The organism is Oharaeibacter diazotrophicus, assembly GCF_004362745.1.
GTDB lineage: Bacteria > Pseudomonadota > Alphaproteobacteria > Rhizobiales > Pleomorphomonadaceae > Oharaeibacter > Oharaeibacter diazotrophicus.
Window position 1 is genome coordinate 1 of sequence record NZ_SNXY01000009.1, and the last position, 23,531, is coordinate 23,531.

Below are 23,531 nucleotides of genomic sequence, written 5' to 3' on the forward strand. Positions count from 1 at the left end.
CAATCGGTCGCCTCATCGACCTCTTCCCGCCTGCCGAATGCGCCAACTACTTCAAAGCGGCCGGATATGATGCAATCTGATCGGATTCCGCTCTAGCAAGCCATTCGCCTCCCGGTACTGCACGCCCGGCCAAGCGCTCAAGGCGTTGCAGGAAGCTGGTACACCTCTCCAGATCGTTACAATACCGCTCTGGATGAAGGCATCAATGCAATTCTAAACATAATTGTGCGATCTATACGCGCATTAGGATCTGCCCGGCCTTGACCACCAGCCGGCGCGGCGGGTGGGTCGCGACGGCTTCGGGCAGGCAGGTGGCGTCGACGGCGACGAGGTCGGCGGGGGCGCCGGGCTCGATCGCGACCGGCGGCATGCCGATCACGGCGCGCGGGGCGGCCGAGGCGAGCGCGAAGGCGGCCTCGAGCTCGTGGTCGTGGCGGAAGTCGGCGCGGTAGCCGATCAGGGCGGCGCGGGCGAGCATGTCGCCGTCGCCGAAGGGCGACCAGGCGTCGCGGATGTTGTCGGACCCGCCGAAGACGGTGACGCCGGCGGCGAGCAGGCGGCCGACCGGCGGCATCGCGGCAGCGCCGGGGCCGTTGGTCATGATGGCGACGCCGGCCTCGGCGAGCGCCGCGGCGGTGCGGCCGAACACGGCGTCGTCGACCATGCCGAGCGCGAAGGCGTGGCTGACCGCGACGCGGCCGACGAGCCCCGCCGCGCGGGTGCGGGCGGCGATCTGGCGGAGCTCGAACGCGCCGAGTTCGCCGGGATCGTGCAGGTGGACGTCGACGCGGCCGCCGTGCCTCTCGGCGAGCGCGAAGACCGCGCCGAGATGGCCCTCGACGTCGCCGTCGATGCCGGCGGGGTCGAGGCCGCCGACCACCTCGACACCGAGGCCGAGCGCCGCATCCATCAGGTCGCGCACCTTGGCGGTCAGGCCGCTCTGCGGGAAGGCGACCAGCTGGACGTCCATCACGTCGGCAACCTCGGCGCGGAGCGCGAGCAGCGCCTCGACGTTGGCAAGGCCGATCTCCTCGTCGATGTCGACGTGGCTGCGCATCGCCACGGTGCCGAGCGCGGAGACGCGGTCGATCAGCCGGCGGGCGCGCGTCGCCACGGGGACGCCGACGTCGCGCCGGGCCGCGCGCTCGGCGGCGATGCGGGCGGCGATGCCGTCGCCGGTCCGGTGCGGCATCCAGGGCGCGCCGAGGAAGGTCTTGTCGAGGTGGACGTGGCCGTCGACGAGGGCGGGCAGCAGGAGGGCGCCGGCGAGGTCGACGGTGGCGGTGGGCGTGGGGCCGGTGGGGGTGGGCACGGGATCGGCGGCCGGCGCGACGGCGGCGATGCGGCCGTCCGCGAGGGTGACGTCGAAGCGGCCGGGGAGGCCGGGCAGGCCGGCGTTCAGGAGGCGGAGGGTCACGGGCGTGATCTCGGTTGGGGGGGATACGTGGTGGTGGCGGCGGTCGACGGGGTGGATGCGCGGCGGTGGCGGCGGACTTGCCGGGAGGCGGCGGGACGGCGCCACTTCTACCCTCCCCCTCGTGGGGAGGGTCGACGGCCGCAGGCCGGCGGGGTGGGGTAGGCTTCCACCGTCGCGACGGCCGTCCACGCGGCGCGCTCGCGGCCGGCGACCCCACCCCGGCGCTCCGCGCCGACCCTCCCCACGAGGGGGAGGGTAGATCCCTGACCCGCGCCGGCGCCACTTCTACCCTCCCCCTCGTGGGGAGGGTCGACGGCCGAAGGCCGGCGGGGTGGGGTAGGCTTCCACAGCCGCGAGGCCCGTCCGCGCGGCGCGCTCGCGGCCGGCGACCCCACCCCGGCGCTTCGCGCCGACCCTCCCCACGAGGGGGAGGGTAGATCCCCTACCCGCGCCGGCGCCACTTCTACCCTCCCCCTTGTGGGGGTGAGGCGAAGCCGAACGCCGAGGAGGCACGTGACTCCGAGGCAGGCCGGTCGACGGCCGTAGGCCGGCGGGGTGGGGTAGGCTTCCACCGTTGCGACGCCCGTCCGCGCGGCGCGTTCGCGGCCGGCGACCCCACCCCGGCGCTTCGCGCCGACCCTCCCCGCAAGGGGGAGGGTAGATCCCCGGTCCGCGCCGGCGCCATTTCTACCCTCCCCCTTGCGGGGGTGAGGCGAAGCCGAACGCCGAGGAGGCACGTGACTCCGAGGCAGGCCGGTCGACGGCCGCGGGCCGGCGGGCTGGGGTGGGCTTCCACCGTTGCGACGCCCGTCCGCGCGGCGCGTTCGCGGCCGGCGGCCCCACCCCGGCGCTCCGCGCCGACCCTCCCCGCAAGGGGGAGGGTAGATGAACGGCCGGCGGGAGTGCCCATCTCCGGCTTCCCCTCCGACGGGCGCACGTGCGGCGACGACCAGGGTAGATCCTCCACCCCGCACGACCTCTCCCTCCCCCCTCCCCGTCACGGCAGCAGGCCGACGCGGCGGGCGGCGAGGACGCGGTAGAGGGGGTCGGCGGTGCGGCGGAATTCCTGGAGGGCGGAGAAGACGAGGCTGTGGTCGTGCTCGTCGTCGGAGGCGACCGCGGCGGCGGCGATCTCGGCGTCGGGCGGGGGCGTGGTGGCGCGGAGTTCCGCCATGCGCTCGGCGCTCGCCGGCAGCGGCATGCCGATCTTGGGGTAGACCGACAGTATCGCCCGCCAGAAGTACTTCGTCAGCGCCAGGGGATCGGCGAAATGCGGGGCGACGACGCGGACCCAGTGGCTGCCGGTGACGGCGTGGAGCGCCTCGAAGGTCATGGTCTCCGCATAGAGCGCCGCGGACACCGCGGTGACGCGGTCGAGGGTGCCGGCATCGACGGCGAGGCGGCCGATCAGCGGCGCGAAGGCGTCCCGGGTGCCGACGTGGCGCATCCAGTGCCAGAGCAGGTGGCCGTCGAAGTCGAGCGCCTGGAAGACGGGGTCGGCGCGCATCGCGAGGGCGAGCACGGCGGGATCGTCGGTGTCGGGCGGGCCGGCCGGCTCGTCGCGCAGCGGCAGGAAGGTGGCGGCCCAGTAGCCGAGCGCGGCGGCGATCTCGGCCTCGTCGGCGCGGATCACGCCGTAGGCGAGGCGCATCAGGCCGTGCAGCGCGCTGGCGGCGACGCCGGGCGAAAGGTCGCCGCCGTAGACGCGGATGGCGCCGGAGCCGCCGAGCCGGCGCACCTCGCCGTCGAAGAAGGCGCGCAGGTCCGCCTCGCGGTCGCGGTCGCCGAGGGCGTCGCGCCAGGTCTCGCGCGTCAGCGGCGCGCCGCGGGGGGCGAGCAGCGGCACGGCGTGCTCGGTGTTGTAGTGGTGGAAATAGGCCTCCAGGCGGGGGCCCGATGCGCCGAGCCGGGCCATCGCCTCCAGCACCATCGGCAGGTGGTTGGCGAGGGTGCCGGGAAACTCGGCGCTCATGGTCCGCGTCTCGGCGATCAGACGCTCGACGGTCGCGCGGGCCTCGACGCCGACGCGGCTGCCGGCGAGCGGCACGAGGCCGGAGCGGATCGCGGCGACGCGATCGGCGGAGGCGTCGACGGTGGCTTCGTCGAAGGCGGCGAGACGGTCGTAGTGCACGGCGGAATCCTCCACGAAGAGGTCGCGGGCGATGGCGTCGACGACGCGCGGCACACCGTATTTGAGGCCGGTGACGCCGTTGCAGACGGGGCCGAGGCTCGGCACCGCGCCGGTGTTGAAGAGGTGGACCCGGCCGAGGAAGCCGGCGTCGGCGGGGTCGGCGGCGAGCAGTTCGAAGCCCTTGCCGAGATAGGGATAGGCGCCGAGCGCGGCGTCCTCCTCGCCGGCCGGCGGGGCGTAGAGGTCGCGCCAGCGCCGGATCCGCGGCAGCAGCGGCACGAGTTCGGGGCGCTCCTCGAGCTCGGCGGAGTAACCGGTGGCGACCAGCAGGCGGTCGACGCGCTCGGGGACGCCGTTCGCGACGAGGCGCACGGCGTCGCCGTCGGGCACGAGCGCCTCGATCCGGCTGCCGAGACGGAGCTCGAAGCGCGGATCGGCGGCGGCGCGGTCGAACATCTCCTGGGTCGGCGGCGGGGCGAGTTCGCGCATGCGCGCCATGAAGCGCCAGCGCTCGGCGTCGGGCAGGTCGGCGAAGGCGGTGAGGAAGCCGGGGAAGTTCGACCACGCCAGCACCTCGGCGCGCGGCAGCACCGGCCGGCGCGCGTGCAGCACGACGCGGGCGGCGCCTTCGCGGAGGGCATGGACGGCGAAATCGAAGCCGGAGGCGCCGGCCCCGAGCACGGCGACGGTGCGGCCGGCGAGCGGGCCGACGTCGGCGGCGCCGGCGCTGTGGCTCCAGAGCCCCTCCGGCAGCGCCGCGATCTCGGGGGGCACGGACGGACGGCCGCAGCCGTCGACGCCGGTGGCGAGCACCAGCTTGCGAGCGTGGACGATCCGGGTGCCGGCGGCGTCGGCGACGGTGAGCGCGAGGCCGTCGGCACCGGCGTCGGCGACCGCGAGCAGTTCGCGGCCGTTCTCGACCGGCAGGTCGAGAGTGGCGCGATACCACGCGAGATAGGCCATCCAGTCGCGGCGGTCGATCTTGTCGAGGGCGTCGAAGGCGGCCTCGCCATAGGCCGCTTCGTGCCAGGCGCGGTAGGTCAGCGACGGCAGGCCGCCGTCGGGGCCGGACAGCGTCTTCGGCGATCGCAGCGTGTCCATGCGGGCGGTGGTGACCCAGGGGCCCTCGCGGCCCGCGGGCGCCTTGTCGATCACCAGGATGTTGGAGACGCGCCGGCGCATCAGGCCGAAGGCGATCGCGAGGCCGCTGAGCCCGGCGCCGACCACGACGACGTCGTGGACCAGCGCGCCGTCGGCGGCCCGGCGGGGCGGCACCCAAGCGCGCGGCGGATATTCCAGATAGGCGAGGTCGCGGCGGACGCGGGCGGCGAGCCGGTCGAGCGCGGCGGCGTCCGGAGCGGCGGACGGCGGGCGGCGCAGGTGCGCCGGCAGTGCGGCGGCGGGATCGGCTTCGGCGACAGGATGCATCGCGTGCTCCTCGTGGCGGGCGCCGCCCGTTCGGCGGGCGGCCTGCCTCATTTTCGGGCGTCGCGCGGGCGGGTCGGCGGACCCGGGCGAGGTCGCGACGCGGTGTCGTCCCTCCTCGCATCGCGCGTGCCAGAACGGCGGCCCGCGCGATCGATTCTGATCCTATCTGTGAATTCTCGTTTGACAATGTTCGAGTTGGTTCGCTCCTGTTGCAGGATTGGCATGGGCCGTGCATTCTCTCCCGGCGACGCCCGCCGGGGATGCCCCCCGGCCGGGACGAGACGAGGGCGATCCCCGATGACCCTGCTCCGCTTCTCCTCACGACGCACGATCGCCGCGGTGGCGGCCTTCGCCTTCTCGGCCGGCGGTGCCGCCGCCGCCGACATCACGCTGAACGTCGCCTCGATGAACGACCCGTTCGGACCGGCGATGGCCAAGATCGCCGGCGACATCGAGGCGAAGACCGGCGTCGCCCTCAAGGTCGACATCATGGGCTACGGCGAGCTCATGACCAAGACCTCGGCCGACTTCGCCGGCGACACCGGCGGCTACGACATCGTCACCATGGACAACGTGCTGACCGGCCAGTACGCGACCTCGGACCAGGTGATCGACCTGAAGCCCCTGATCGACCGCGACGCCGCCGAGCTCGCGCTCGACGACATCTATCCCGCGGTGATGAACTCGCTCGGCGGCTACGAGGGCAAGCAGGTCGCCTTCCCGTTCGAGGGCTACGCCAACGTCCTGGTCTACCGCACCGACCTGTTCGCCGCCGCCGGCCTCGAGCCGCCGGCGACCATGCAGGCGCTGCAGGCCGCCGCGATCAAGGTCACGGACCGCGACAAGGGCCAGTACGGCTGGGTCGCCAATGGGCAGAAGGGTCCGGCGGTGGCGCAGGACTGGATGCAGTACAACGCCCAGCTCGGCGGCTCGATCCTCGACGCCGAGGGCAAGCCAGCGATCAACTCGGAGGCCAACGTCAAGAGCCTCGCGGTCTACAAGGAGTTCTTCGACAAGGCGGCGCCTCCGGGCGCGGTCGACTACGACTGGGGCGGCCGCGAGGAGTCGTTCCGCCAGGGCGTCGCCGCGACGATGCAGACGTGGTCGGTCGGCGCCGCCGCCTACGGCAACCCGGAGCAGTCCAAGGTGGTCGGCAAGTTCGCCGTGATGCTCGCCCCGCCGGGCGAGGGCGTGCCGCCCAAGTACGGCGTCGGCGGCTGGGGACTGTCGATCAACAAGGACATCGCGCCGGAGCGCCAGGAAGCGGCCTGGAAGGTGATCAAGTACCTGACCTCGGCCGAAGGGCAGAAGGCGCTCGCCGAAGTCGGCGCCGGCGGCTTCACCCGCAAGAGCGTGCTGGCCGACCCGGACCTCGTCGCCAAGTTCCCGTTCCTGCCGGTGATCGCGGCGTCCTTCGAGAAGGGCGACGGCGACTATCGCCCGCGCATCCCCGAGTATCCGGAGATCCAGGACATCCTCGGCACCGCGGTCAACGCCGTGCTCGCCGGCAACGCCGACCCCAAGGCGGCGCTGGACGACGCGCAGGCGCGCGCGCTGGAACTGTTCTGATCCCCGTCTCGCACCGTCCCGACACGTCGGGCCGGTGCGAGGTTTCGGCCGTACGGCCGGCGCCCGGTCGGGCGCTCCTCGCCCGCGATACGCCGACCACGGGCCGGCGTATCGCGATCTCGGTAGAATCCGTTCGGGCGGACGCCACTCCCCCCACTCCCCCCAGGCGTCCGCCCGCCGCTCCGCCCCGCCGGGCTCTCTCCCGGCGGGGCGGATTGCCCCCGCGAGGGCCGACCGACCGGTCGCCCGAGGAGCCGAGGGATGACGATCGACACCGCGGCCGTCGCCGCCCGCCCGCCGGCCCCCGGCCTCCTCGCCCGGCTGTTCCCGCCCGACGAGCCGCTCGAGGCGCGCCGGCGGCTGTTCCTGATCCTGCTGACGCTGCCGGCCTGCCTCTACGTCGCGGTGTTCGCGGTCTATCCGGCGGTGCGCGGGCTCGGCTACGCCTTCTTCCGCTACAACCTCCTGAAGCCGCAGCGGAACGCCTTCGTCGGCCTCGCCAATTTCGAAAAGCTCTGGACCGACCCGAGCAGCCACGCCGCCATCGTCAACACGCTGACCTTCATGGCCTCGGCGGTGACGGCGGAGTTCGTGGTCGGCTTCGCGCTCGCCCTCCTGCTCTGGCGCGACCGCGGCTTCAACCGGGTCGTGCTCGCCCTCCTTCTGGTGCCGGTGACGGTGACGCCGCTCGCCACGGGCCTGATGTTCCGCGGCCTCCTGACCCCCGACTACGGCCCGATCGGCTATTTCGCCCGCACGCTCGGGATCTCGGCCGAACGCGGCTTCCTCGGCACGCCGGAGACCGCGCTCGCCACCATCGTGGTGATGGACGTCTGGCAGTGGACGCCGCTCGTGGCACTGATCCTGCTCGCCGGGCTGAAGGCGATCCCGGCGAGTGTGCTGGAGGCGGCCGCGGTCGACGGCGCGACGGCGCTGCAGCGCTTCGTCACCATCGTGGTGCCGATGATGGTGCCGACCATGCTGCTCGCCCTGCTCCTGCGCCTGATCGACGCCTCGATGGTGTTCGACACCATCTACGTCACCACCAACGGCGGGCCGAACGACGCCACCAACGTCCTGATGATCCGGGCGGTGAAGGAGGGCCTCGAGTTCTTCAACATCGGCACCGCCGCGGCGATCTCGGCCTTCATGCTGGCGCTGGTCGGCGTGCTCGCCACCGCCTTCTTCCTGCTGATCGACCGCTACGAACGCACGGTGGCACCATGACCGCGGCCGACATCCCCTCCCCCGTGGTCCCGCTCGGCCGCCGGGTCGCAGAAGCCGCGCGGATCGCGGCGCTGGTGCTGGCGCTGGCGCTGTTCCTGGCGCCGCTCGCGTGGCTCGCCACCACCGCCTACAAACCGGCGCGTGACATCTTCTCGATCCCGCCGGTGCTGACCTTCGCGCCGACGTTCGACAACTTCCGCGCCCTGTTCGCGCTCTACGACGTGCCGCGGCTGGTCGGCAACAGCCTCGCGATCGCGCTCGGCAGCACGGCGATCGCGCTCGTCGTCGGGGTGCCGGCCGGCTACGCCCTCGCCCGCAGCCGCTGGAAGCACGCGATCACCGTCGCCTACGTGCTCCTGGCGGTCCGGATGATGCCGCGCGTCGTCACCTTGATGCCGTTCTACCTGCTGATGCGCGACATCGGCCTGCTCGGCTCGACCTGGGCGGTGGCGCTGACCGACGGTACGCTCAGCGCCGGCTTCGTGGTGTGGATGATCTTCAACTACGTCCGCGCCCTGCCGCCGGAGGCGGAATGGGCGGCCCAGCTCGACGGCCGCACCGCCTTCGGCGCCTTCCTGTTCGTGGCCGTGCCGCTGATCATGCCCGGGATCGTGGCGAGCGCGCTGTTCTCGATCATGCTGGCCTGGAACGACTTTCTGACGCCGGCTTTCCTGACCGTGGCCGATTCCAAGCCGATCTCGGTGGCGCTCCTGTCAGCCTACGGCACCAAGGACGTCACCTGGGGCACCATGGGCGCGATGGCGCATTTCTCGACGCTGCCGATCGTGGCGCTGGCGCTGCTGCTCAACCGCTACTTCGTCCAGGGCCTGACCAAGGGCATGCACTGACCGCCGGTGCCGAAGTCGCGAGCGCTCGCGGCTTCGGGCGGGGGCCGATCTCATACCGGTCTCGCAAAGTCCCGACTCGTCGGGACTTTGCGAGGTTTCGGCCATCCGGCCGGCGCCCGGTCGGGCGCTCCTCGCCCGAACAGCTCCGACCACAGGTCGGAACTTTGCGAGCTCGGTATCATGCCTCGGGCTCGATCCGGCGGCCGGTGTCGGCGTCGAACAGGTGGATCGCGTCGGGAGCGACGGCGAGGCGGAGCGTCTCGCCGACCGGACGGTCGCCGCTGGCGGCGGCGGCGAGCACGACGACGCCCTCGACCAGGGTGTGGTGAAGGGCGTGGGAGCCGAGTTCCTCGGTGAGACGGTAGCCGGCGATCAACGGGCCGCCGTCGGCGACGGCGACGCCCTCGGCGCGCAGCCCCACGGTGACCGGCCGGCCGCGGCGCTCGGGCGGCAGCCGGCCGGCGAGCGCGAGCGTGCCGGCGCCGCCGATCCGTACCGAGGCGCCGTCGTCGCCGACGACGGCATCGAGGAAGCTCATCGGCGTCGTGCCGACGAAGGAAGCGACGTAGCGGCTGGCCGGGCGGCGGTAGACCTCGGTCGGCGCGCCGACCTGCTCGATCCGGCCGGTGTTCATGACGACGATGCGGTCGGCCAGCGTCATCGCCTCGACCTGGTCGTGGGTGACGAAGACCGAGGTGACGCCGAGGCGCTGGTGCATCAGGCGGATCTCGGCGCGGATCTCGCCGCGCAGCTTGGCGTCGAGGTTGGAGAGCGGCTCGTCGAACAGGAAGATGCGCGGGCGGCGGATGATCGCGCGCGCCATCGCGACGCGCTGGCGCTGGCCGCCGGAAAGCTGACTCGGCTTGCGGGCGAGCAGCGCCTCGAGGCCGACGACGCGGGCGACCTCGGCGACGCGGGCCTCGCGCTCGGCCTTGGCGACGCCGGCGACGCGGAGCGGATAGCCGATGTTGCCGGCGACGGTGAGATGCGGATAGAGCGCGTAGTTCTGGAACACCATGGCGACGCCGCGCCGGCGCGGCGGCAGGTGGGTGACGACCTCGCCGGCAAGGCGGATCTCGCCGGCCGAGACGTCCTCGAGGCCGGCCACCATGCGCAACAGCGTGGACTTGCCGCAGCCGGAGGGCCCCAGGATCACCACGAACTCGCCGTCGGCGACCTCGAGATCCACGCCCTTCACGACCTCGGTGCTGCCGTAGAACTTGCGGACGCCGGAGAGGACGAGGCCGTTCATCGTGTCTGTCGCTCCGCGCCGGGGTCCGCGGCCCGTGCGCGGTGCACGGACCGGCAGGGCCGGAACCACGGCGCTGCGGCGCACAATATCGGTCAAATCAGAACAGGAAACAACCTTTCCGAACAACGGCACGCCGTGTTATGCAAGATCCCGACGGGGTGTGGAGATCGACGCGCATGAGCGAGGCACGGGGGCGATCCGGCGGCGCGCCGCGGTCCGAGGCGGCCGGGCGCATCCCGGCGCCGATCCGCCACGCCCGCATCCGCGACGCCTTCCGCCGCGACGGCTTCGTCTCGGTGAGCGACATCGCCCGCGACCTCGGCGTCTCCGCCATGACGATCCGGCGCGACCTCGTGGCGCTCGCCCGCGCCGGCGAGATCACCCGCACCCACGGCGGCGCGGTGCCGCCGACGGAGGCCGAGCGCGGACCGTTCGACGCCGAGGAGCCGGTGTTCGACAGCCGTGTCGCCCGCAACGCCGACGCCAAGCTGGCGATCGCGCGGCGGGCCGCCCGGCTGGTCGGCCCCAGGGAATCGGTGGGTCTCGACGTCGGCACCACGGTGATGGCGCTCGCCGGCGAACTCGCCCAGCGCACCGATCTCCGGGTCTTCACCAACAACGTCCGCGCCGCCATGCGGCTCGCCGGTTGCGGCAGCCCGGTCTACATCCTCGGCGGCGAGGTCAGGCCGCCGGAATTCTCGGTGATCGGGGCCGGCGCGGTGCAGCAGCTGCGCGCCCATTTCCTCGACCGGGTGTTCCTCGGCGTCTCCGGCCTCGGCGAACTCGGGCTGTTCGACTATTCGCCCGAGGACACCGAGGTGAAGCGCGCCTTCCTCGACTGCGCCGAGAGCGTCGTCGTGGTCTGCGACGCCACCAAGTTCGGCCGGCGTGCGCTGTCGCGGATCGCCCCGCTCGACGCCATCGACATCCTGGTCACCGACCAGGCGCCGCCGCCGGAGCTGGCGGCGGCGCTGGAGGCGGCGCAGGTGGATGTGATCGTGGCCGACGGCCGCGGCTGAGGGGCGTCAGCGGTCGGCTTTCAGCCCGGCGGTCTCGAGGGAAAGGTAGCGGCGGGTGACGGCCGGCAACTCGGCTTCGATCCAGCGCGCCATCTGCTCCTCCTCCGCGAGCGAGGTCTGCAGCAGCGAGACCGCCTGACGGGCGCCCGCGGCCTCGGCCACGTCGATCAGCGAGCGGTAGGCCGCGATCTCGTAGTTCTCGAAGGCATAGTCGGCGAAGGCGTTCTTCAGGATCTCGTCACCGGCCATGGCGTGGCCCATGGCCGCCACGCTGCCCATGATGCTGGCCGACATGTCCTTGAAGGTGGAGGCGTCCTCGCCGAGGCCGCCGAGGATCTCGTCGAGACGCCGGAGCTGGCGCTCGGTCTCGTCGACGTGCTCGCGCAGCCGCGCGGCCATCTCGGGATAGTTCTCGATGCGCTCGATCTGGCGATTCATGATCGAGAGCGCCTCGTTCTCCACCGCGTGGGCGTTCCTGAGCCCAACGACGAAGATGTTGCGAATGGTGGTGTCCGCCATGTGATGTCTCCGAGTTGGTTTGCCGGACGGGACCGTCCCGGCGCACCGGACGGCCGATCGGCGCCGCCGTCCCCGATGCGTGCCGGTCTCGCCTTCGAAAGACCCCGGACCGTGCATTGTTCCCCCGCACCGGTTCCGCGCGGGAGACGCGTCACGTCGTGCAATATCGCGACGTCGACGCCGCCCCTCGCGGCCGGCCGCGGAAGGGACGACGAAGCTCGAGCGCGATCGGATACATCGGCTCTACATGCGGATATCTTTTGACATCACCTCCGTAGGACCGACGATATTTCTTCGTCTTGCGCAGCACTTGCCCCGAGACAGGAACATTCCCGCTCCGTCCAGGTTTCGGCGTCGACACGGGAGCTGCGGAGGTTCGCATGACGCAGGGCAGGACGACCACCGACCACGACGTCATCCGCACTTGGGTCGAACGGCACGGCGGCCGGCCGGCCCGGGTGACGGGAACGGGAGACGGGGACGATCCGGGGCTGCTGCGCTTCGACTTCGGCGAACCGGACGACCGGCTGGAACCGATCTCCTGGGACGAGTTCTTCCGGAAGTTCGACGAGAACGGCCTCGCGCTCGTCCACCAGGACGAGGGCGAGAGCCGGTTCAACAAGATCGTCCATCGCGACGGCCGCTGAGGAGGCACCCGCGATGGCGAAGATCCTCGTCACCGGCGGCGCCGGCTTCATCGGCAGCCACCTCGCCCGCCACCTGCTCGCCCGCGGCGACGACGTGCGCGTGCTCGACGCCATGATCGATCAGGTCCACGCCCGGCCGGCCACGAGCCTGCCGCGCGAGGCCGAACTTGTGATCGGCGACGTCCGCGACGGCGACGCCGTCCGCCGCGCCCTCGCCGGCATCGACGCGGTGGTCCACCTCGCCGCGGAGGTCGGGGTCGGACAGAGCATGTACGCGATCGACCGCTACGTCGCGGTCAACGACCTCGGCACCGCGGTGCTGTTCCAGGCGCTGATCGACCGCCCGGTGCGGCGCGTCGTAGTGGCGTCCTCGATGAGCATCTACGGCGAGGGCCTCTACCGCGACGCCGACGGTGCGGCGGTCGAGGACGCAGAGCGGCGCGGCGGCGACGGCGGCTGGGAGCCGGTCGATGCCGCGGGCCGGCCGCTGGTGCCGGTGCCGACGCCCGAGGACAAGCGCCCCGCCCTCGCCTCGGTCTACGCCCTGACCAAGTACGTGCAGGAGCGGCTGACGCTGAACGTCGCCGCCGCCTACGGCATGGAGGGCGTGGCGCTCCGCCTCTTCAACGTCTACGGCCCCGGGCAGGCGCTTTCCAACCCCTACACCGGCGTGCTCGCGATCTTCGCCGCGCGCCTCCTCAACCGCCGGCGGCCGCTGGTGTTCGAGGACGGCCGGCAGCGGCGCGACTTCGTCCACGTCTCCGACGTCGCCCGCGCCTTCCTCGCCGCACTCGACCGGCCGGACGCCGCCGGCGGCGTCTACAACGTCGGCAGCGGGCGGGACCGGTCGGTGGCCGAGGTGGCGTCGGCGCTCGCCGCGGCGATGGGCCGGCCGGAGATCGAGCCGGAGGTGACGGGCAAGGCGCGCAAGGGCGACATCCGCCACTGCTTCGCCGACGTGACCCGCGCCGCCCGCGACCTCGACTTCTGCGCCCGCACCGATTTTGCCGACGGCCTCGCCGAACTCGTCGAATGGCTGGCGGCGCAAAGTGCCAACGACCGCGCCGAGGAGGCGCGGCGCGAACTCGAGCGGCGGGGGCTGGTGGCATGACGACGGCCCTCCCCGCCCGTAGCGGACCGGCGCCGGTCTTGGTGACCGGCGGCGCCGGCTTCATCGGCGCCAACCTCGCCGACCGGATCGCCCGCGACGGCGAACCGGTGCTGATCCTCGACGACCTGTCGCGGCCCGGCGTCGAACGCAACGTCGCCTGGCTGCAGGCGCGCCATCCGGCCAAGGTGACCCATCTGCACGCCGACGTGCGCGACCGCGCCGCCGTGGCCGAGGCGGTGCGCGGCGCGGCCGCCGTGTTCCACTTCGCCGCCCAGGTCGCGGTCACGACCAGCCTTGCCGATCCGCTCGCCGACTTCTCCGTCAACGCCGCCGGCACCCTCGGCCTGCTCGAGGCGCTGCGCCGGCACGCCCCGGACGCGCCGCTGATCCACGCCAGCACCAACAAGGTCTACGGCGACCTTTCCGGCGTGCCGGTCGAACGGGGCGAGCGCGGCTGGCGGCCGGCCGACGCCCTGCTCGCCCGCCGCGGCGTCGGCGAGCGCCAGCCGCTCGACTTCCACACGCCCTACGGCTGCTCCAAGGGTGCCGCCGAACAATACGTGCTCGACCACGCCCGCAGCTTCGGCCTTGCCACCGCGGTGATGCGGATGAGCTGCATCTACGGGCCGCGGCAGATGGGCAGCGAGGACCAGGGCTGGGTCGCCCACTTCCTGATGCGAATCCGCGACGGCGCGCCGATCACCATCTTCGGCGACGGGCACCAGGTGCGCGACGTGCTCCACGTCGATGACGCCGTCGAAGCCTATGTCCGGGCGCGGCGGCGGATCGGGCGGATCTCGGGCCGGGCGTTCAACCTCGGCGGCGGACCGGAGAACGCGGTCAGCCTCGCCGCCGTGATCGCCCACGGCGAGCGCCTCTTCGGCCGCAAGGCCGACCTCCGCTTCGAGCCGTGGCGGCCGGGCGACCAGCGCTGCTACGTCTCCGACACCCGCGCCGTCACGGAGGCGCTCGAACTGCCGGCGCCGATCGGCTGGCGCGAGGGCGTCGCGCGGCTGGCCGACTGGCTCGCCCGCGGCGAGGAACCGCCGCGCGCCCTCGAGAGCGCGGGGGCAACCTGATGCGGATCGCCCTGGTCAATCCGTCCTGGCGCTTCGAGCATTCGATCTACTTCGGGTGCCGCGAGCCGCACCTGCCGCTCGAACTCGGCGCCGCCAAGGTGCTGCTCGAGCGCGCCGGCCACGAGGCGCGGATGTTCGACGGCCCCCTCTCGGGGCTCGACGACGACGGCCTCGCCGCCGCGGTCGCCGCCTACGGGCCGGACGCCACCGTGGTCACCACGGCGCCGACCTACCTGTTCTGGCGCTGCGCCCAGCCGGAACTCCGGGTGCCGCGCGCCTTCCTGATCGCCCTCGACGGCCGCGGCGGCACCACGGTCGGCGTGGGCCCGCACGGTTCGGCGACGCCGGAGACCGCGCTCGCCAAGCTCGACGCCGACGTGGTGGTGCGCGGGGAGTGCGAGGAGGCGATCGTCGAGATCGCCGACGGTGCCGCCTTCGCCGATATCCCCGGCCTCGCCTTCCGCGACGAGACCGGCGCCGTCCGCGTCACCGGGGGACCGCGTGCGACGGTGTTCCGCGACCTGCCGGCGCTCGCCTGGCCGGACGAGTGGATCGCCGCCCACCGGCATCACCACCACCGCTTCGACGCTCGGCCGGACGGGCCGGGTGCCGAGGTCGAGGCCTCGCGCGGCTGCCCCTACACTTGCAGCTTCTGCGCCAAGATCGACTTCCGCGACCGCTATCGCCGCCGCGACCTCGCGCCGGTCCTCGAGGAGATCGACCGGCTGATCGCGCAAGGGGTGACCTACGTCTACTTCGTCGACGAGATCTTCCTGCCGCAGAAGCCGCTGCTCGAGGCGCTGGTCGACCGCCGTCTCGTCTTCGGCGTCCAGACCCGGATCGACCTCTGGAAGCCCGACATGCTCGACCTGCTCGGCGCCGCCGGTTGCGTCTCGATCGAGGCGGGGGTCGAGAGCCTGACCGTCGAGGGCCGCGCGGCGCTCGACAAGAACTGCAAGCTCTCCACCGACGAACTCGCCGAACGGCTGGTGCACGCCCGCCGTCGCGTGCCCTTCGTGCAGGCCAACCTGATCGAGGTGCCGGACGACGACGACGCGCTGGTGGACGCCTGGCGGGAGCGGATGCGCGCGGCCGGCGTCTGGGCCAACGATCCGGTGCCGCTCTACCCCTACCCGTCGTCGCCTGACTACCGCCGGCTCTGGGGCGAGCCGGACGGGCGGGCGTGGGAGCGCGCGCACGACCACTATCTCGGCCGGTTCGCCCGCTTCAGCGACATCCAGGAGGAGCATCCGCTGCCGCTGCCGGTGCTGGAGGCGTCATGCGCGCACTGCCGCTGAAGCTGTTCATGACCACCGACGCGGTCGGCGGGGTGTTCTCCTACGCGGTCGATCTCGCGCACGCCCTGGTGCCCTACGGCGTCGAGACGACGCTCGCCGTGCTCGGACCCGCGATGACGCCGTGCCAGCGCGAGACCGCGACGGTCCCCGGCGTCGACGTGCTGCCGCTCGACCTGCCGCTCGACTGGCTGGCGGGATCGCGGTGCGACGTGCTCGCCGCCGCCGCCGCCGCGGTCGCCGACCGGGCGGCCGGTGCCGACGTGGTGCAGCTCAACGCGCCGGCGCTCGCCGCGGTGCGGCAGCCGGCGCCGGTGGTCGGCGTGGTGCATTCCTGCGTCGCCAGCTGGTGGGCGGCCGTGCGCGGCGGCGAGCCACCGGCCGACTTCTCCTGGCGCACCGATCTCCTCGCCGACGGCCTCGCGCGCTGCGACGCCGTCGTCGTCCCGTCCCGCGCCTTCGGCGCCACGGTGGCCCGGCTCTACGGCGTCGCGCCCGAGGTGGTGCGCAACGGTCGGGCGGCTGCGCCGCGGCGCGGACCGAGCCCGGAACCGGCCGGCTTCGCCTTCACCGCCGGGCGGCTGTGGGACGAGGGCAAGGACGTCGCGACGCTCGACGCGGCCGCCGCGCGGATGGCGGTGCCGCTGCTCGCCGCCGGTCCGACGACGGGGCCCGACGGCGGCGCCGCGGTCCGGCTCGCCCACGCCCGGGCGCTGGGCGCGCTCGACGCCGGCGCGGTGCGCGACCTGCTCGCGCGGCGTCCGGTGTTCGTCTCGACCGCGCTCTACGAGCCCTTCGGCCTCGCGGTGCTGGAAGCGGCGCAGGCGGGCTGCCCGCTGGTGCTCTCCGACATCCCGACCTTCCGCGAACTCTGGGGCGGCGCCGCCATCCTGGTGCCGCCGCGCGATCCCGCCGCCGTGGCCGACGCGGTGAACCGCCTCGCCGCCGACCCGGCGGAAGCCCGGGAACGCGGGGCGGCCGCCGCCACGCGCGCCGCCCGCTACGGCCTCGATTCCATGGCGCGCGCCATGGCCCACCTCTACGACGGCCTCGCCCGCGGGCGGACCCGGCGCGCCGTCGTCGTCCAACCGGGAGCGGTCGCATGAAGATCGTCTACTTCGCCCATTCGATCCTGTCGTGCTGGAATCACGGCAATGCCCATTTCCTGCGCGGGGTGCTGCGCGAGCTCGCGCTCCAGGGCCACGAGGTGGTGCCGATGGAGCGCTCGATGTCGTGGAGCCTGCACAACCTGCTCGCCGACCACGGCGACGACGGCCTGGTGCCGTTCCGCCTCGCCTATCCGACCCTCAGGCCACGGACGTCGACGACCGTCGCCGAGGCCGAGGAGGCCGTGGCGGACGCCGACCTCGTGATCGTCCACGAGTGGACCGACCCGGCGCTGGTGGCCGCGCTCGGCCGCCGGCGCGTCCGCGGCGGCCGCTTCCGGCTCTTGTTCCACGACACCCACCACCGTGCCGTCAGCGATCCCAAGGCGATCCGCGCCTTCGACCTCTCCGGCTACGACGGCGTGCTGGCCTTCGGCGAGGCGCTCGCCGAGGTCTATCGCCGCTGGGGCTGGGGCCGGCGGGTGTTCGTCTGGCACGAGGCCGCCGACGTCAGGGTGTTCCAGCCGCCGCAGGAGGAGGGAGAACGCGCCGGCCTCGTCTGGATCGGCAACTGGGGCGACGGCGAGCGCACCCGGGAGATCGAGGGCTTCCTGCTCGCGCCGGCCGCCACGGCCGGGTTGCCGCTCGACGTCCACGGCGTGCGCTACCCCGCCGAGGCGCTCGCCATGCTCGCCCGCCACGGCGCACGCTATGGCGGCTGGCTCGCCAACGCCCGGGTGCCCGAGGTGTTCGCGCGCCATCTCGCCACGGTCCACGTGCCGCGGCGCTACTACGCGAGCGTGCTGCCGGGCATCCCGACCATCCGCGTCTTCGAGGCGCTCGCCTGCGGTATCCCGCTGGTGACAGCGCCCTGGGACGACGCCGAGGGCCTGTTCTCGCCCGGGGCGGACTATCTCGTCGCACCGGACGGCGCGGCCTGTGCCCGCCACCTCGCGGCGCTCGCCGCCGACGAGGGGATGCGGCGGGCGCTCGCGGAACGCGGCCTTTCCACCATCCTCGCCCGCCACACCTGCGGCCACCGCGCCGCCGAACTGCTGGCGATCGCCGACGGCCTCGGCGAGCCCCGGGCGGAGGAGAGCGCGGCATGAGGATCGCCTTCTACGGCTCCAGCCTGCTGTCGGCCTACTGGAACGGCGCCGCCACCTATTACCGCGGCATCGTCCGCGCCCTGGCGGCGCGCGGCCACGAGGTCACCTTCTACGAACCCGACGCCTTCGACCGCCAGAGCCACCGCGACATCGACCCGCCCGAGTGGGCGCGGGTGGTGGTCTATCCCGCCACCGAGCACGGCGTCGCCGCCGTGGTCGCGGCGGCGGGCGAGGCCGACGTGGTGGTGAAGGCGAGCGGCGTCGGCGTGTTCGACGATGAACTCCTCGCCGGCGTGACCGCCTTCGCCCGGCCGGACGCGCTGACCGTGTTCTGGGACGTCGACGCGCCGGCGACGCTCGCGGAGATCCGGCACGCGCCCGATCATCCGCTGCGGCGGGCGCTGCCGGGGCTCGACCTGGTTCTGACCTACGGCGGCGGCGCGCCGGTGACCTCCGCTTACCAGGCGCTCGGAGCCCGGGCCTGCGTGCCGATCTACAACGCGCTCGACCCTTCGACCCACTTCCCGGTGCCGCCCGACCCGCGTTTCTCCGCCGACCTCGGCTTCCTCGGCAACCGCCTGCCGGACCGCGAGGAGCGCGTCGCCCGCTTCTTCCTGGCGGCGTCGGCCCGGCTGCCGGACCGGCGCTTCCTGCTCGGGGGATCGGGCTGGGACGACCGCGCCGTGCCGCCGAACGTCGCCAAGATCGGCCACGTCGGCACCGCCGACCACAACGCCTTCAACGCGACGCCGCTCGCCGTGCTCAACATCGCCCGCGACAGCATGGCCACCACCGGCTTCTCACCGGCGACGCGGGTGTTCGAGGCGGCCGGCGCCGACGCCTGCCTGATCACCGACGCCTGGGAGGGCATCGAGATGTTCCTCGCTCCCGGCGAGGAGGTGCTGGTGGCCCGCGACGGCCGCGACGTCGCCGAGATCCTCGCCGGGCTCGACCGCGAGCGCGCCGCGATGATCGGCGCCGCGGCCGGCCGGCGGATCCGCGCCGCCCACACCTACGACCGCCGCGCCGCCGAGGTGGAGACGGTGCTTGCCGGCGCCCTCGCCGCGCGGCGCGCGGGGGCCGAGGCATGAGCGGGCCCGACCTCGTCGTCCTCGGCCTGTCGCTGTCGTCGTCCTGGGGCAACGGCCACGCCACCACTTGGCGCGCCCTGCTCTCCGCCTACGCCGCCGCCGGGCATCGGGTGCTGTTCCTCGAGCGCGACCGGCCCTGGTACGCCGCCCACCGCGACCTCGCCGACCCCGACTTCTGCAGATTGGTGCTCTACGACGACCTCGCCGACCTCGACCGGTACCGCGACGCGATCGCCTCCGCGCGGGCGGTGATGGTGGGCTCCTACGTGCCGGACGGGATCGCGGTCGGGCGGATGGTGCAGGCGACCGCCCGCGGCGTCACCGCCTTCTACGACATCGACACGCCGGTCACGATCGCCGCGCTCGCGGCGGGAACCTGCGACTATCTCTCGCCCGACCTCGCCGCCGGCTACGACCTCTACCTCTCCTTCACCGGCGGGCCGACGCTGCGGCGGCTGGAACGGGCGTTCGGCGCGCGGGCGGCGCGGGCGCTGTTCTGCGCCGTCGACGCCGAGGCGTATCGGCCGGTCGGGGCCGCGCCGCGCTTCGACCTCGGCTATCTCGGCACCTACGCCGCCGACCGCCAGCCGATGCTGGAGCGGCTGTTGATCGAACCGGCGCGTCTGCGGCCGGATCTCGCCTTCGCGGTGGCGGGACCGCAGTATCCGGCCGGGATCGAGTGGCCGGCCAACGTGACGCGGATCGACCACGTCGGCCCCGCCGACCATCCCGCCTTCTACGGCGCCTGCCGCTACGCCCTCAACGTCACCCGCGCCGACATGGTGCGCGCCGGCCACAGCCCGAGCGTGCGCCTGTTCGAGGCGGCCGCCTGCGGCACGCCGATCGTCTCCGACCCCTGGGACGGGCTCGACGCGATCCTGGAACCCGGACGCGAGATCGTGGTTGCGAGCGATACGGAGGCGGTGCTCGCCGCCCTCGACGGCATTCCCGACCACGAGCGCGCCGCGATCGCCCGGCGCGCCCGGGCCCGCGTGCTCGGCGCCCACACCGCGGTCCACCGCGCCGCCGAACTCTCTCGCCTCCTCGAGGCCGCGGCCGCCGAGCGCGTCGCCCCCGCCTGAGCCCCTCCCACCCGCGTCCCGCGGCACCGACAAGGAACGTCCATGGCCCATCGCGCGGAACCCCTCGCCCTCGTCGCCGGCGGCGCCGGCTTCATCGGATCGCACCTCTGCGACGCCCTGCTGGCGCGCGGCTGGAGCGTGGTGGCGGTCGACAGTTTCCATACCGGCCGCTACGACAACCTGCGCCACCTCGAGCGCGAGCCGCGCTTCGACCTCGTCGAGGCCGACGTGATGGAGCCGCTGCCGCCGCGGCTGACGCGGGCCGGCCGGCGTTTCACCCACGTGTTCAACCTCGCCTCGGCCGCTTCGCCGCCGCACTACCAGGCCGACCCCGAGCACACGCTGCTGACCAACGTGCTCGGCACCCGCCATCTGCTGGCGCTGTCGGCGGTGCAAGGGGCGCGCTTCTTCTTGGCCTCGACCAGCGAGGTCTACGGCGACCCGGAAGTGCATCCGCAGCGCGAGAGCTACTGGGGCCACGTCAACCCGACCGGCCCGCGCGCCTGCTACGACGAGGGCAAGCGCGCCGCGGAGACGCTGACCTTCGACCACCTGCGCGCCCGCCGCGGCGACGCCCGGGTGGCGCGGATCTTCAACACCTACGGCCCGCGCATGCGCGCCGACGACGGCCGCATCGTTTCCAACGCGATCACCCAGGCGCTCGCCGGCGACGACGTCACCCTCTACAGCGACGGCTCGCAGACGCGCTCCTTCTGCTACGTCGACGACCTCGTCGACGGCCTGATGCGGCTGATGCTGCACGAGAACGACTACCGGGGCGCGATCAACCTCGGCAATCCGGTGGAGCTCTCGGTGCGCGAACTCGCCGAGGCGGTCGTGCGGACGACCGGCTCGCGCTCGGCCATCGTCCAGCGGCCGCTGCCGGTCGACGACCCGCGCCGGCGCCGGCCCGACATCGCGCTCGCCCGCCGGGTGCTCGGCTGGACGCCGACGGTGCCGCTCGCGGTCGGCCTCGAACGCACTGTCGCCCACTTCGCCGCCGAGGCTCGCGCCGCCGCCGAACGCCCCCTCGCCACCCGTCCCCGCAACGGCCACGCCGTGCTGCGGACGGGCCCCGTGTGGAGCGACGGCGGGGCGGGGGCTTGATGGGGGCGACCTGCGTCGGAGGGTAGAGGGCGTCGGCTCCCGCAGGGACTGGAACGCAACTTGAGCTTGGTCTTGCGATCCGTCCCCTTGCCCGAAGTTCCAAGTCCTGAGAGGGTGAAACCACGGGTCGCAGAACGACGGATGCGTCCTCGAGCGCGGTCTGCTCGCGAACGGCTCGGATGTTTCCGCGTCCCGAAGTCGAGCAGCCGTCGTCCCGACCGGTCGCTCGGCGTGCGGCGTTCAACCATGCAGGTCGGCCACGCTCGCGCCTGCACATCCCCTGGGACCCTGCCATGCTCGCGTTGGTCATCACCGGGTTCGAGGCCGACCCGAGCCGTATCACGGAGATACTCGGGGTCGAACCGACATACACGAGTCGAGCCGGCGAGCCCTCGAGGACCGGACGGCCTCACCGGAAGTCGCAGTGGCGCCTGTCGGTCGACGACCGGATGGACACGTACGAAGATCACGAGCGCTTCCTGGACATCCTGCTCAGCCGGATCTCGGGCCGCGGCGCCCGTTTTGCGACGATGAGAGAGGTGGTGAGGCCGGAAAGCGTCCACATCTACGGCGGACTCTACGTCGATACGGAATTTCAGAATGCGATCGGCCTGACCGTCGAGCAGATGGCGACGCTGGTCGAATGCCGGATCGAATGGGGTGTCGACATCTTCGACCGCACGTCGGACACCGGCTGAGACGATCGGGATCGATCCGAGCAGCCCGCCGCGACGCCGCGTCCGGCCGGCACGTCGACCACCCGGGTACGGGCCGAGCGCACGCGACGTCGAGCGACGACCTCCCGGGGCTCTGGCAACCGATCCTCCCTCCGCCTACCCCGCACCGTTCCCGTAGCGGCGGATCATGCGGGCGCAGAAGGCGGCGAATTCCTCGGGGTCGACCGGGGGGCTGGTGTGGTGCGGGGCGAGGCCGCGGTGTTCGGGGGTGAAGCAGAAGGTGACGGTGACCTCGAACGCGTCGAGGGCGGACATCATGCGGTCGAAGAAGGCGTCGGCACCGGGGCGGAAGCTGTCGGCCCAGGACAGGCCGGTGCGCAGGTGGCGGACGCCGAGGCGGCGCAGCCAGGCGACGGCGTCGTCGAGGCGCGGGTCCTCGAAGTGGAACCACTGCACCAGTCCGAAGACGTCGACGTGGCGGGCGAAGGCGTCGAGGGCGGGCTTCGGGGTGCCGTCGGCGCGGATCAGGCCCATGTGGAAGTGCCGGTAGTAGGACGAGCCCTCGGCCTCCTTGTGGCGGGTGGTGGCGCCCCAGGCCCGCGGCAGGTCGAACAGGCTGTACCAGTGCACCCGCGGGGCGCGGCCGCGCAGGAGGCCGGCGGTGCGCTCGACGCCCCAGGCCTGCACCTCGTCGGCGCCGAAGGAGGAGACGCCGACCTCGGCCACCCAGATCGGCAGGTCGGTGACCCCGCGGATTTCCTCGATCTTTTCAGGCCATTCCTCGATGCGCCAGAGATTCCAGTCGAGCGGGAAGCCGTGGACGGCGACGGCGTCGACGTGGTCGAGGACGCCGCGGTTCCTCATGTTCCACATGAAGACCGGGTCGATCGGCGAGATGCCGCCGAGTACGCGCGGCAGGCGGGCGTCCTCGGCGCGGATCGCGGCGCCGGCGAGGCTCGCCATGCGGGCGAACAGCGCCCAGTCGGGATCGAGCTCGGGATCCCAGTGCGACTTGTTGTTCGGCTCGTTCCAGATCATCGCCGCTTCGATCATGCGCCCGCTCCCCGCGCCGGGTGGACCGCGCCCTCGCCGGCCGGCGGGCCGGCGGGCCGGCAGAGGTAGACCTCGGCCTCGGGGTGGGCGGTGATCTCGAAGCCCGACGAGCGCAGCATCGCCTCGACGCAGGCGCGGTTGGGGATCCACCAGTTGGTCGGGTCGCCGGCATAGCGGTGCTCGACGAAATGCAGCTTCGGCCAGCCCGGCCGGTCGAAGCCGTCGGTGCTCCAGAACGAACGGTCTTCGCCGACGTCCTCGATCTCGGTCGAGCCCCTCTGCATCGACTGGAACACCATGAGCTCGCCGACGACGTGCTCGCGGACGAGGTCGAGGGCGAGCAGCGGGTGGCGCAGGTGGTAGAAAACGCCCATGAACAGCACGAGGTCGAAACGCTCGCCGAGGCTGGCGACGTCGTAGACCGACAGCCGCTCGAACGCGACGTCGAGGCCGGTGACCTCGGCGGCGAAGCGGGCCTGGGCGAGATAGGCGTCGTCGAAGTCGACGCCGAGCACCCGCGCGGCGCCGCGGCGCTTCATCTCGAGACTGTGGAAGCCGGCGTTGCAGCCGATGTCGAGCACGCTGCGGCCGGTGAGGTCGGCCGGCAGGGCGTCGGCGAAGCGGCGCCACTTCACGCGCGGGTAGTCGCCGAGGAAGTGCTCGGGCGCGGTCGGCACGCCGGCGAGGTCGAGGTTGTGGAACCAGGGGCCGAGGGCGGCCACCTTGTCGCGGATCTCGGCTCGCGACAGCGTCGTCGGCATCTC

20 protein-coding genes are annotated in these 23,531 nt (G+C 73.0%); 14 read left to right on the forward strand and 6 right to left on the reverse strand.

Features of this window, described 5'->3' with window-relative positions; all coding sequences use genetic code 11:
• Window positions 1-232 precede the first annotated feature (232 nt).
• On the reverse strand, window positions 233-1,417 hold the full coding sequence (locus tag EDD54_RS15025; protein WP_208112210.1) for an amidohydrolase: 1,185 nt from the start codon (window positions 1,415-1,417) through the stop codon (window positions 233-235).
• 997 nt (window positions 1,418-2,414) lie between these two features.
• Complete coding sequence (locus EDD54_RS23510; protein WP_133674017.1) at window positions 2,415-4,976, reverse strand: questin oxidase family protein; 2,562 nt, start codon at window positions 4,974-4,976, stop codon at window positions 2,415-2,417.
• A gap of 297 nt (window positions 4,977-5,273) precedes the next feature.
• Here EDD54_RS23510 and EDD54_RS15035 point away from each other — a divergent pair, with 297 nt between their 5' ends.
• The 3 genes from EDD54_RS15035 (at window position 5,274) to EDD54_RS15045 (ending at window position 8,620) form a co-directional block, all read left to right on the forward strand.
• Window positions 5,274-6,545 carry an ABC transporter substrate-binding protein gene (locus tag EDD54_RS15035; protein ID WP_126537717.1) on the forward strand — a complete coding sequence of 424 codons (1,272 nt, stop codon included), beginning with the start codon at window positions 5,274-5,276 and terminating at the stop codon, window positions 6,543-6,545.
• A 261-nt stretch (window positions 6,546-6,806) separates the two neighbouring features.
• Window positions 6,807-7,772, forward strand: coding sequence for a carbohydrate ABC transporter permease (locus EDD54_RS15040; protein ID WP_126537719.1), 966 nt, complete (start codon window positions 6,807-6,809; stop codon window positions 7,770-7,772).
• The gene (locus EDD54_RS15045; RefSeq protein WP_126537720.1) at window positions 7,769-8,620 is read left to right on the forward strand and encodes a carbohydrate ABC transporter permease; all 852 of its coding nucleotides are present in this window, start codon (window positions 7,769-7,771) and stop codon (window positions 8,618-8,620) included. The genes EDD54_RS15040 and EDD54_RS15045 overlap by 4 nt, the downstream gene beginning before the upstream one ends.
• 178 nt (window positions 8,621-8,798) lie before the next feature.
• On the opposite strand, the gene EDD54_RS15050 is transcribed toward EDD54_RS15045, so the two are convergent.
• A complete protein-coding gene (locus EDD54_RS15050; RefSeq protein ID WP_126537722.1) occupies window positions 8,799-9,872 on the reverse strand; it encodes an ABC transporter ATP-binding protein in 1,074 nt (357 codons plus the stop codon).
• Window positions 9,873-10,048: 176 nt separating this feature from the next.
• On the opposite strand from EDD54_RS15050, the gene EDD54_RS15055 reads away from it, so the two are divergent.
• Window positions 10,049-10,891, forward strand: coding sequence for a DeoR/GlpR family DNA-binding transcription regulator (locus EDD54_RS15055; RefSeq protein WP_165644698.1), 843 nt, complete (start codon window positions 10,049-10,051; stop codon window positions 10,889-10,891).
• A 6-nt stretch (window positions 10,892-10,897) separates the two neighbouring features.
• Here EDD54_RS15055 and EDD54_RS15060 read toward each other — a convergent pair whose 3' ends face one another.
• Window positions 10,898-11,410, reverse strand: a complete 513-nt coding sequence (locus EDD54_RS15060; protein WP_126537726.1) for a ferritin-like domain-containing protein — start codon at window positions 11,408-11,410, stop codon at window positions 10,898-10,900.
• Between the two features lie 380 nt (window positions 11,411-11,790).
• Between EDD54_RS15060 and EDD54_RS15065 the strand changes: the two genes are divergently transcribed.
• The 10 genes from EDD54_RS15065 to EDD54_RS15110 all read left to right on the forward strand — a co-directional run bounded on the left by EDD54_RS15065 (window position 11,791) and on the right by EDD54_RS15110 (window position 21,735).
• Window positions 11,791-12,057 (forward strand): hypothetical protein, encoded by a 267-nt coding sequence (locus EDD54_RS15065; protein WP_126537728.1) that lies wholly within the window; start codon window positions 11,791-11,793, stop codon window positions 12,055-12,057.
• Between the two features lie 13 nt (window positions 12,058-12,070).
• Complete coding sequence (locus tag EDD54_RS15070) at window positions 12,071-13,168, forward strand: NAD-dependent epimerase/dehydratase family protein (protein ID WP_126537730.1); 1,098 nt, start codon at window positions 12,071-12,073, stop codon at window positions 13,166-13,168.
• Window positions 13,165-14,247 (forward strand): SDR family NAD(P)-dependent oxidoreductase, encoded by a 1,083-nt coding sequence (locus EDD54_RS15075; RefSeq protein ID WP_126537732.1) that lies wholly within the window; start codon window positions 13,165-13,167, stop codon window positions 14,245-14,247. Before EDD54_RS15070 ends, EDD54_RS15075 begins: the two co-directional genes overlap by 4 nt.
• Window positions 14,247-15,545, forward strand: coding sequence for a TIGR04295 family B12-binding domain-containing radical SAM protein (locus tag EDD54_RS15080; protein WP_126537734.1), 1,299 nt, complete (start codon window positions 14,247-14,249; stop codon window positions 15,543-15,545). The genes EDD54_RS15075 and EDD54_RS15080 overlap by 1 nt, the downstream gene beginning before the upstream one ends.
• Window positions 15,527-16,648, forward strand: a complete 1,122-nt coding sequence (locus tag EDD54_RS15085; protein WP_208112211.1) for a glycosyltransferase family 4 protein — start codon at window positions 15,527-15,529, stop codon at window positions 16,646-16,648. Before EDD54_RS15080 ends, EDD54_RS15085 begins: the two co-directional genes overlap by 19 nt.
• Complete coding sequence (locus tag EDD54_RS15090) at window positions 16,645-17,757, forward strand: CgeB family protein (RefSeq protein WP_126537736.1); 1,113 nt, start codon at window positions 16,645-16,647, stop codon at window positions 17,755-17,757. Before EDD54_RS15085 ends, EDD54_RS15090 begins: the two co-directional genes overlap by 4 nt.
• Window positions 17,754-18,848: a CgeB family protein gene (locus EDD54_RS15095; protein ID WP_126537738.1), complete on the forward strand. Its 1,095-nt coding sequence runs from the start codon at window positions 17,754-17,756 to the stop codon at window positions 18,846-18,848. Before EDD54_RS15090 ends, EDD54_RS15095 begins: the two co-directional genes overlap by 4 nt.
• Window positions 18,845-19,930 carry a CgeB family protein gene (locus EDD54_RS15100; RefSeq protein ID WP_126537740.1) on the forward strand — a complete coding sequence of 362 codons (1,086 nt, stop codon included), beginning with the start codon at window positions 18,845-18,847 and terminating at the stop codon, window positions 19,928-19,930. The genes EDD54_RS15095 and EDD54_RS15100 overlap by 4 nt, the downstream gene beginning before the upstream one ends.
• 42 nt (window positions 19,931-19,972) lie before the next feature.
• Window positions 19,973-21,037 (forward strand): UDP-glucuronic acid decarboxylase family protein, encoded by a 1,065-nt coding sequence (locus EDD54_RS15105; RefSeq protein ID WP_126537742.1) that lies wholly within the window; start codon window positions 19,973-19,975, stop codon window positions 21,035-21,037.
• A 293-nt stretch (window positions 21,038-21,330) separates the two neighbouring features.
• Window positions 21,331-21,735, forward strand: a complete 405-nt coding sequence (locus EDD54_RS15110) for a DUF4279 domain-containing protein (protein ID WP_165644585.1) — start codon at window positions 21,331-21,333, stop codon at window positions 21,733-21,735.
• Window positions 21,736-21,870: 135 nt separating this feature from the next.
• Here the strand turns inward: EDD54_RS15110 and EDD54_RS15115 are convergent, their stop codons facing one another.
• Window positions 21,871-22,767, reverse strand: coding sequence for a glycoside hydrolase 5 family protein (locus tag EDD54_RS15115; RefSeq protein WP_126537746.1), 897 nt, complete (start codon window positions 22,765-22,767; stop codon window positions 21,871-21,873).
• Window positions 22,764-23,528: a TIGR04290 family methyltransferase gene (locus tag EDD54_RS15120; protein WP_126541764.1), complete on the reverse strand. Its 765-nt coding sequence runs from the start codon at window positions 23,526-23,528 to the stop codon at window positions 22,764-22,766. The genes EDD54_RS15115 and EDD54_RS15120 overlap by 4 nt, the downstream gene beginning before the upstream one ends.
• Between the last annotated feature and the right edge of the window lie 3 nt (window positions 23,529-23,531).

Coding starts and splice junctions, on each gene's coding strand:
- EDD54_RS23510 (WP_133674017.1), bottom strand. CDS start 4,976: ATGCATCCTGTCGCCGAAGCCGATCCCGCCGCCGCACTGCCGGCGCAC.
- EDD54_RS15035 (WP_126537717.1), top strand. CDS start 5,274: ATGACCCTGCTCCGCTTCTCCTCACGACGCACGATCGCCGCGGTGGCG.
- EDD54_RS15040 (WP_126537719.1), top strand. CDS start 6,807: ATGACGATCGACACCGCGGCCGTCGCCGCCCGCCCGCCGGCCCCCGGC.
- EDD54_RS15045 (WP_126537720.1), top strand. CDS start 7,769: ATGACCGCGGCCGACATCCCCTCCCCCGTGGTCCCGCTCGGCCGCCGG.
- EDD54_RS15050 (WP_126537722.1), bottom strand. CDS start 9,872: ATGAACGGCCTCGTCCTCTCCGGCGTCCGCAAGTTCTACGGCAGCACC.
- EDD54_RS15055 (WP_165644698.1), top strand. CDS start 10,049: ATGAGCGAGGCACGGGGGCGATCCGGCGGCGCGCCGCGGTCCGAGGCG.
- EDD54_RS15060 (WP_126537726.1), bottom strand. CDS start 11,410: ATGGCGGACACCACCATTCGCAACATCTTCGTCGTTGGGCTCAGGAAC.
- EDD54_RS15065 (WP_126537728.1), top strand. CDS start 11,791: ATGACGCAGGGCAGGACGACCACCGACCACGACGTCATCCGCACTTGG.
- EDD54_RS15070 (WP_126537730.1), top strand. CDS start 12,071: ATGGCGAAGATCCTCGTCACCGGCGGCGCCGGCTTCATCGGCAGCCAC.
- EDD54_RS15075 (WP_126537732.1), top strand. CDS start 13,165: ATGACGACGGCCCTCCCCGCCCGTAGCGGACCGGCGCCGGTCTTGGTG.
- EDD54_RS15080 (WP_126537734.1), top strand. CDS start 14,247: ATGCGGATCGCCCTGGTCAATCCGTCCTGGCGCTTCGAGCATTCGATC.
- EDD54_RS15085 (WP_208112211.1), top strand. CDS start 15,527: ATGCGCGCACTGCCGCTGAAGCTGTTCATGACCACCGACGCGGTCGGC.
- EDD54_RS15090 (WP_126537736.1), top strand. CDS start 16,645: ATGAAGATCGTCTACTTCGCCCATTCGATCCTGTCGTGCTGGAATCAC.
- EDD54_RS15095 (WP_126537738.1), top strand. CDS start 17,754: ATGAGGATCGCCTTCTACGGCTCCAGCCTGCTGTCGGCCTACTGGAAC.
- EDD54_RS15100 (WP_126537740.1), top strand. CDS start 18,845: ATGAGCGGGCCCGACCTCGTCGTCCTCGGCCTGTCGCTGTCGTCGTCC.
- EDD54_RS15105 (WP_126537742.1), top strand. CDS start 19,973: ATGGCCCATCGCGCGGAACCCCTCGCCCTCGTCGCCGGCGGCGCCGGC.
- EDD54_RS15110 (WP_165644585.1), top strand. CDS start 21,331: ATGCTCGCGTTGGTCATCACCGGGTTCGAGGCCGACCCGAGCCGTATC.
- EDD54_RS15115 (WP_126537746.1), bottom strand. CDS start 22,767: ATGATCGAAGCGGCGATGATCTGGAACGAGCCGAACAACAAGTCGCAC.
- EDD54_RS15120 (WP_126541764.1), bottom strand. CDS start 23,528: ATGCCGACGACGCTGTCGCGAGCCGAGATCCGCGACAAGGTGGCCGCC.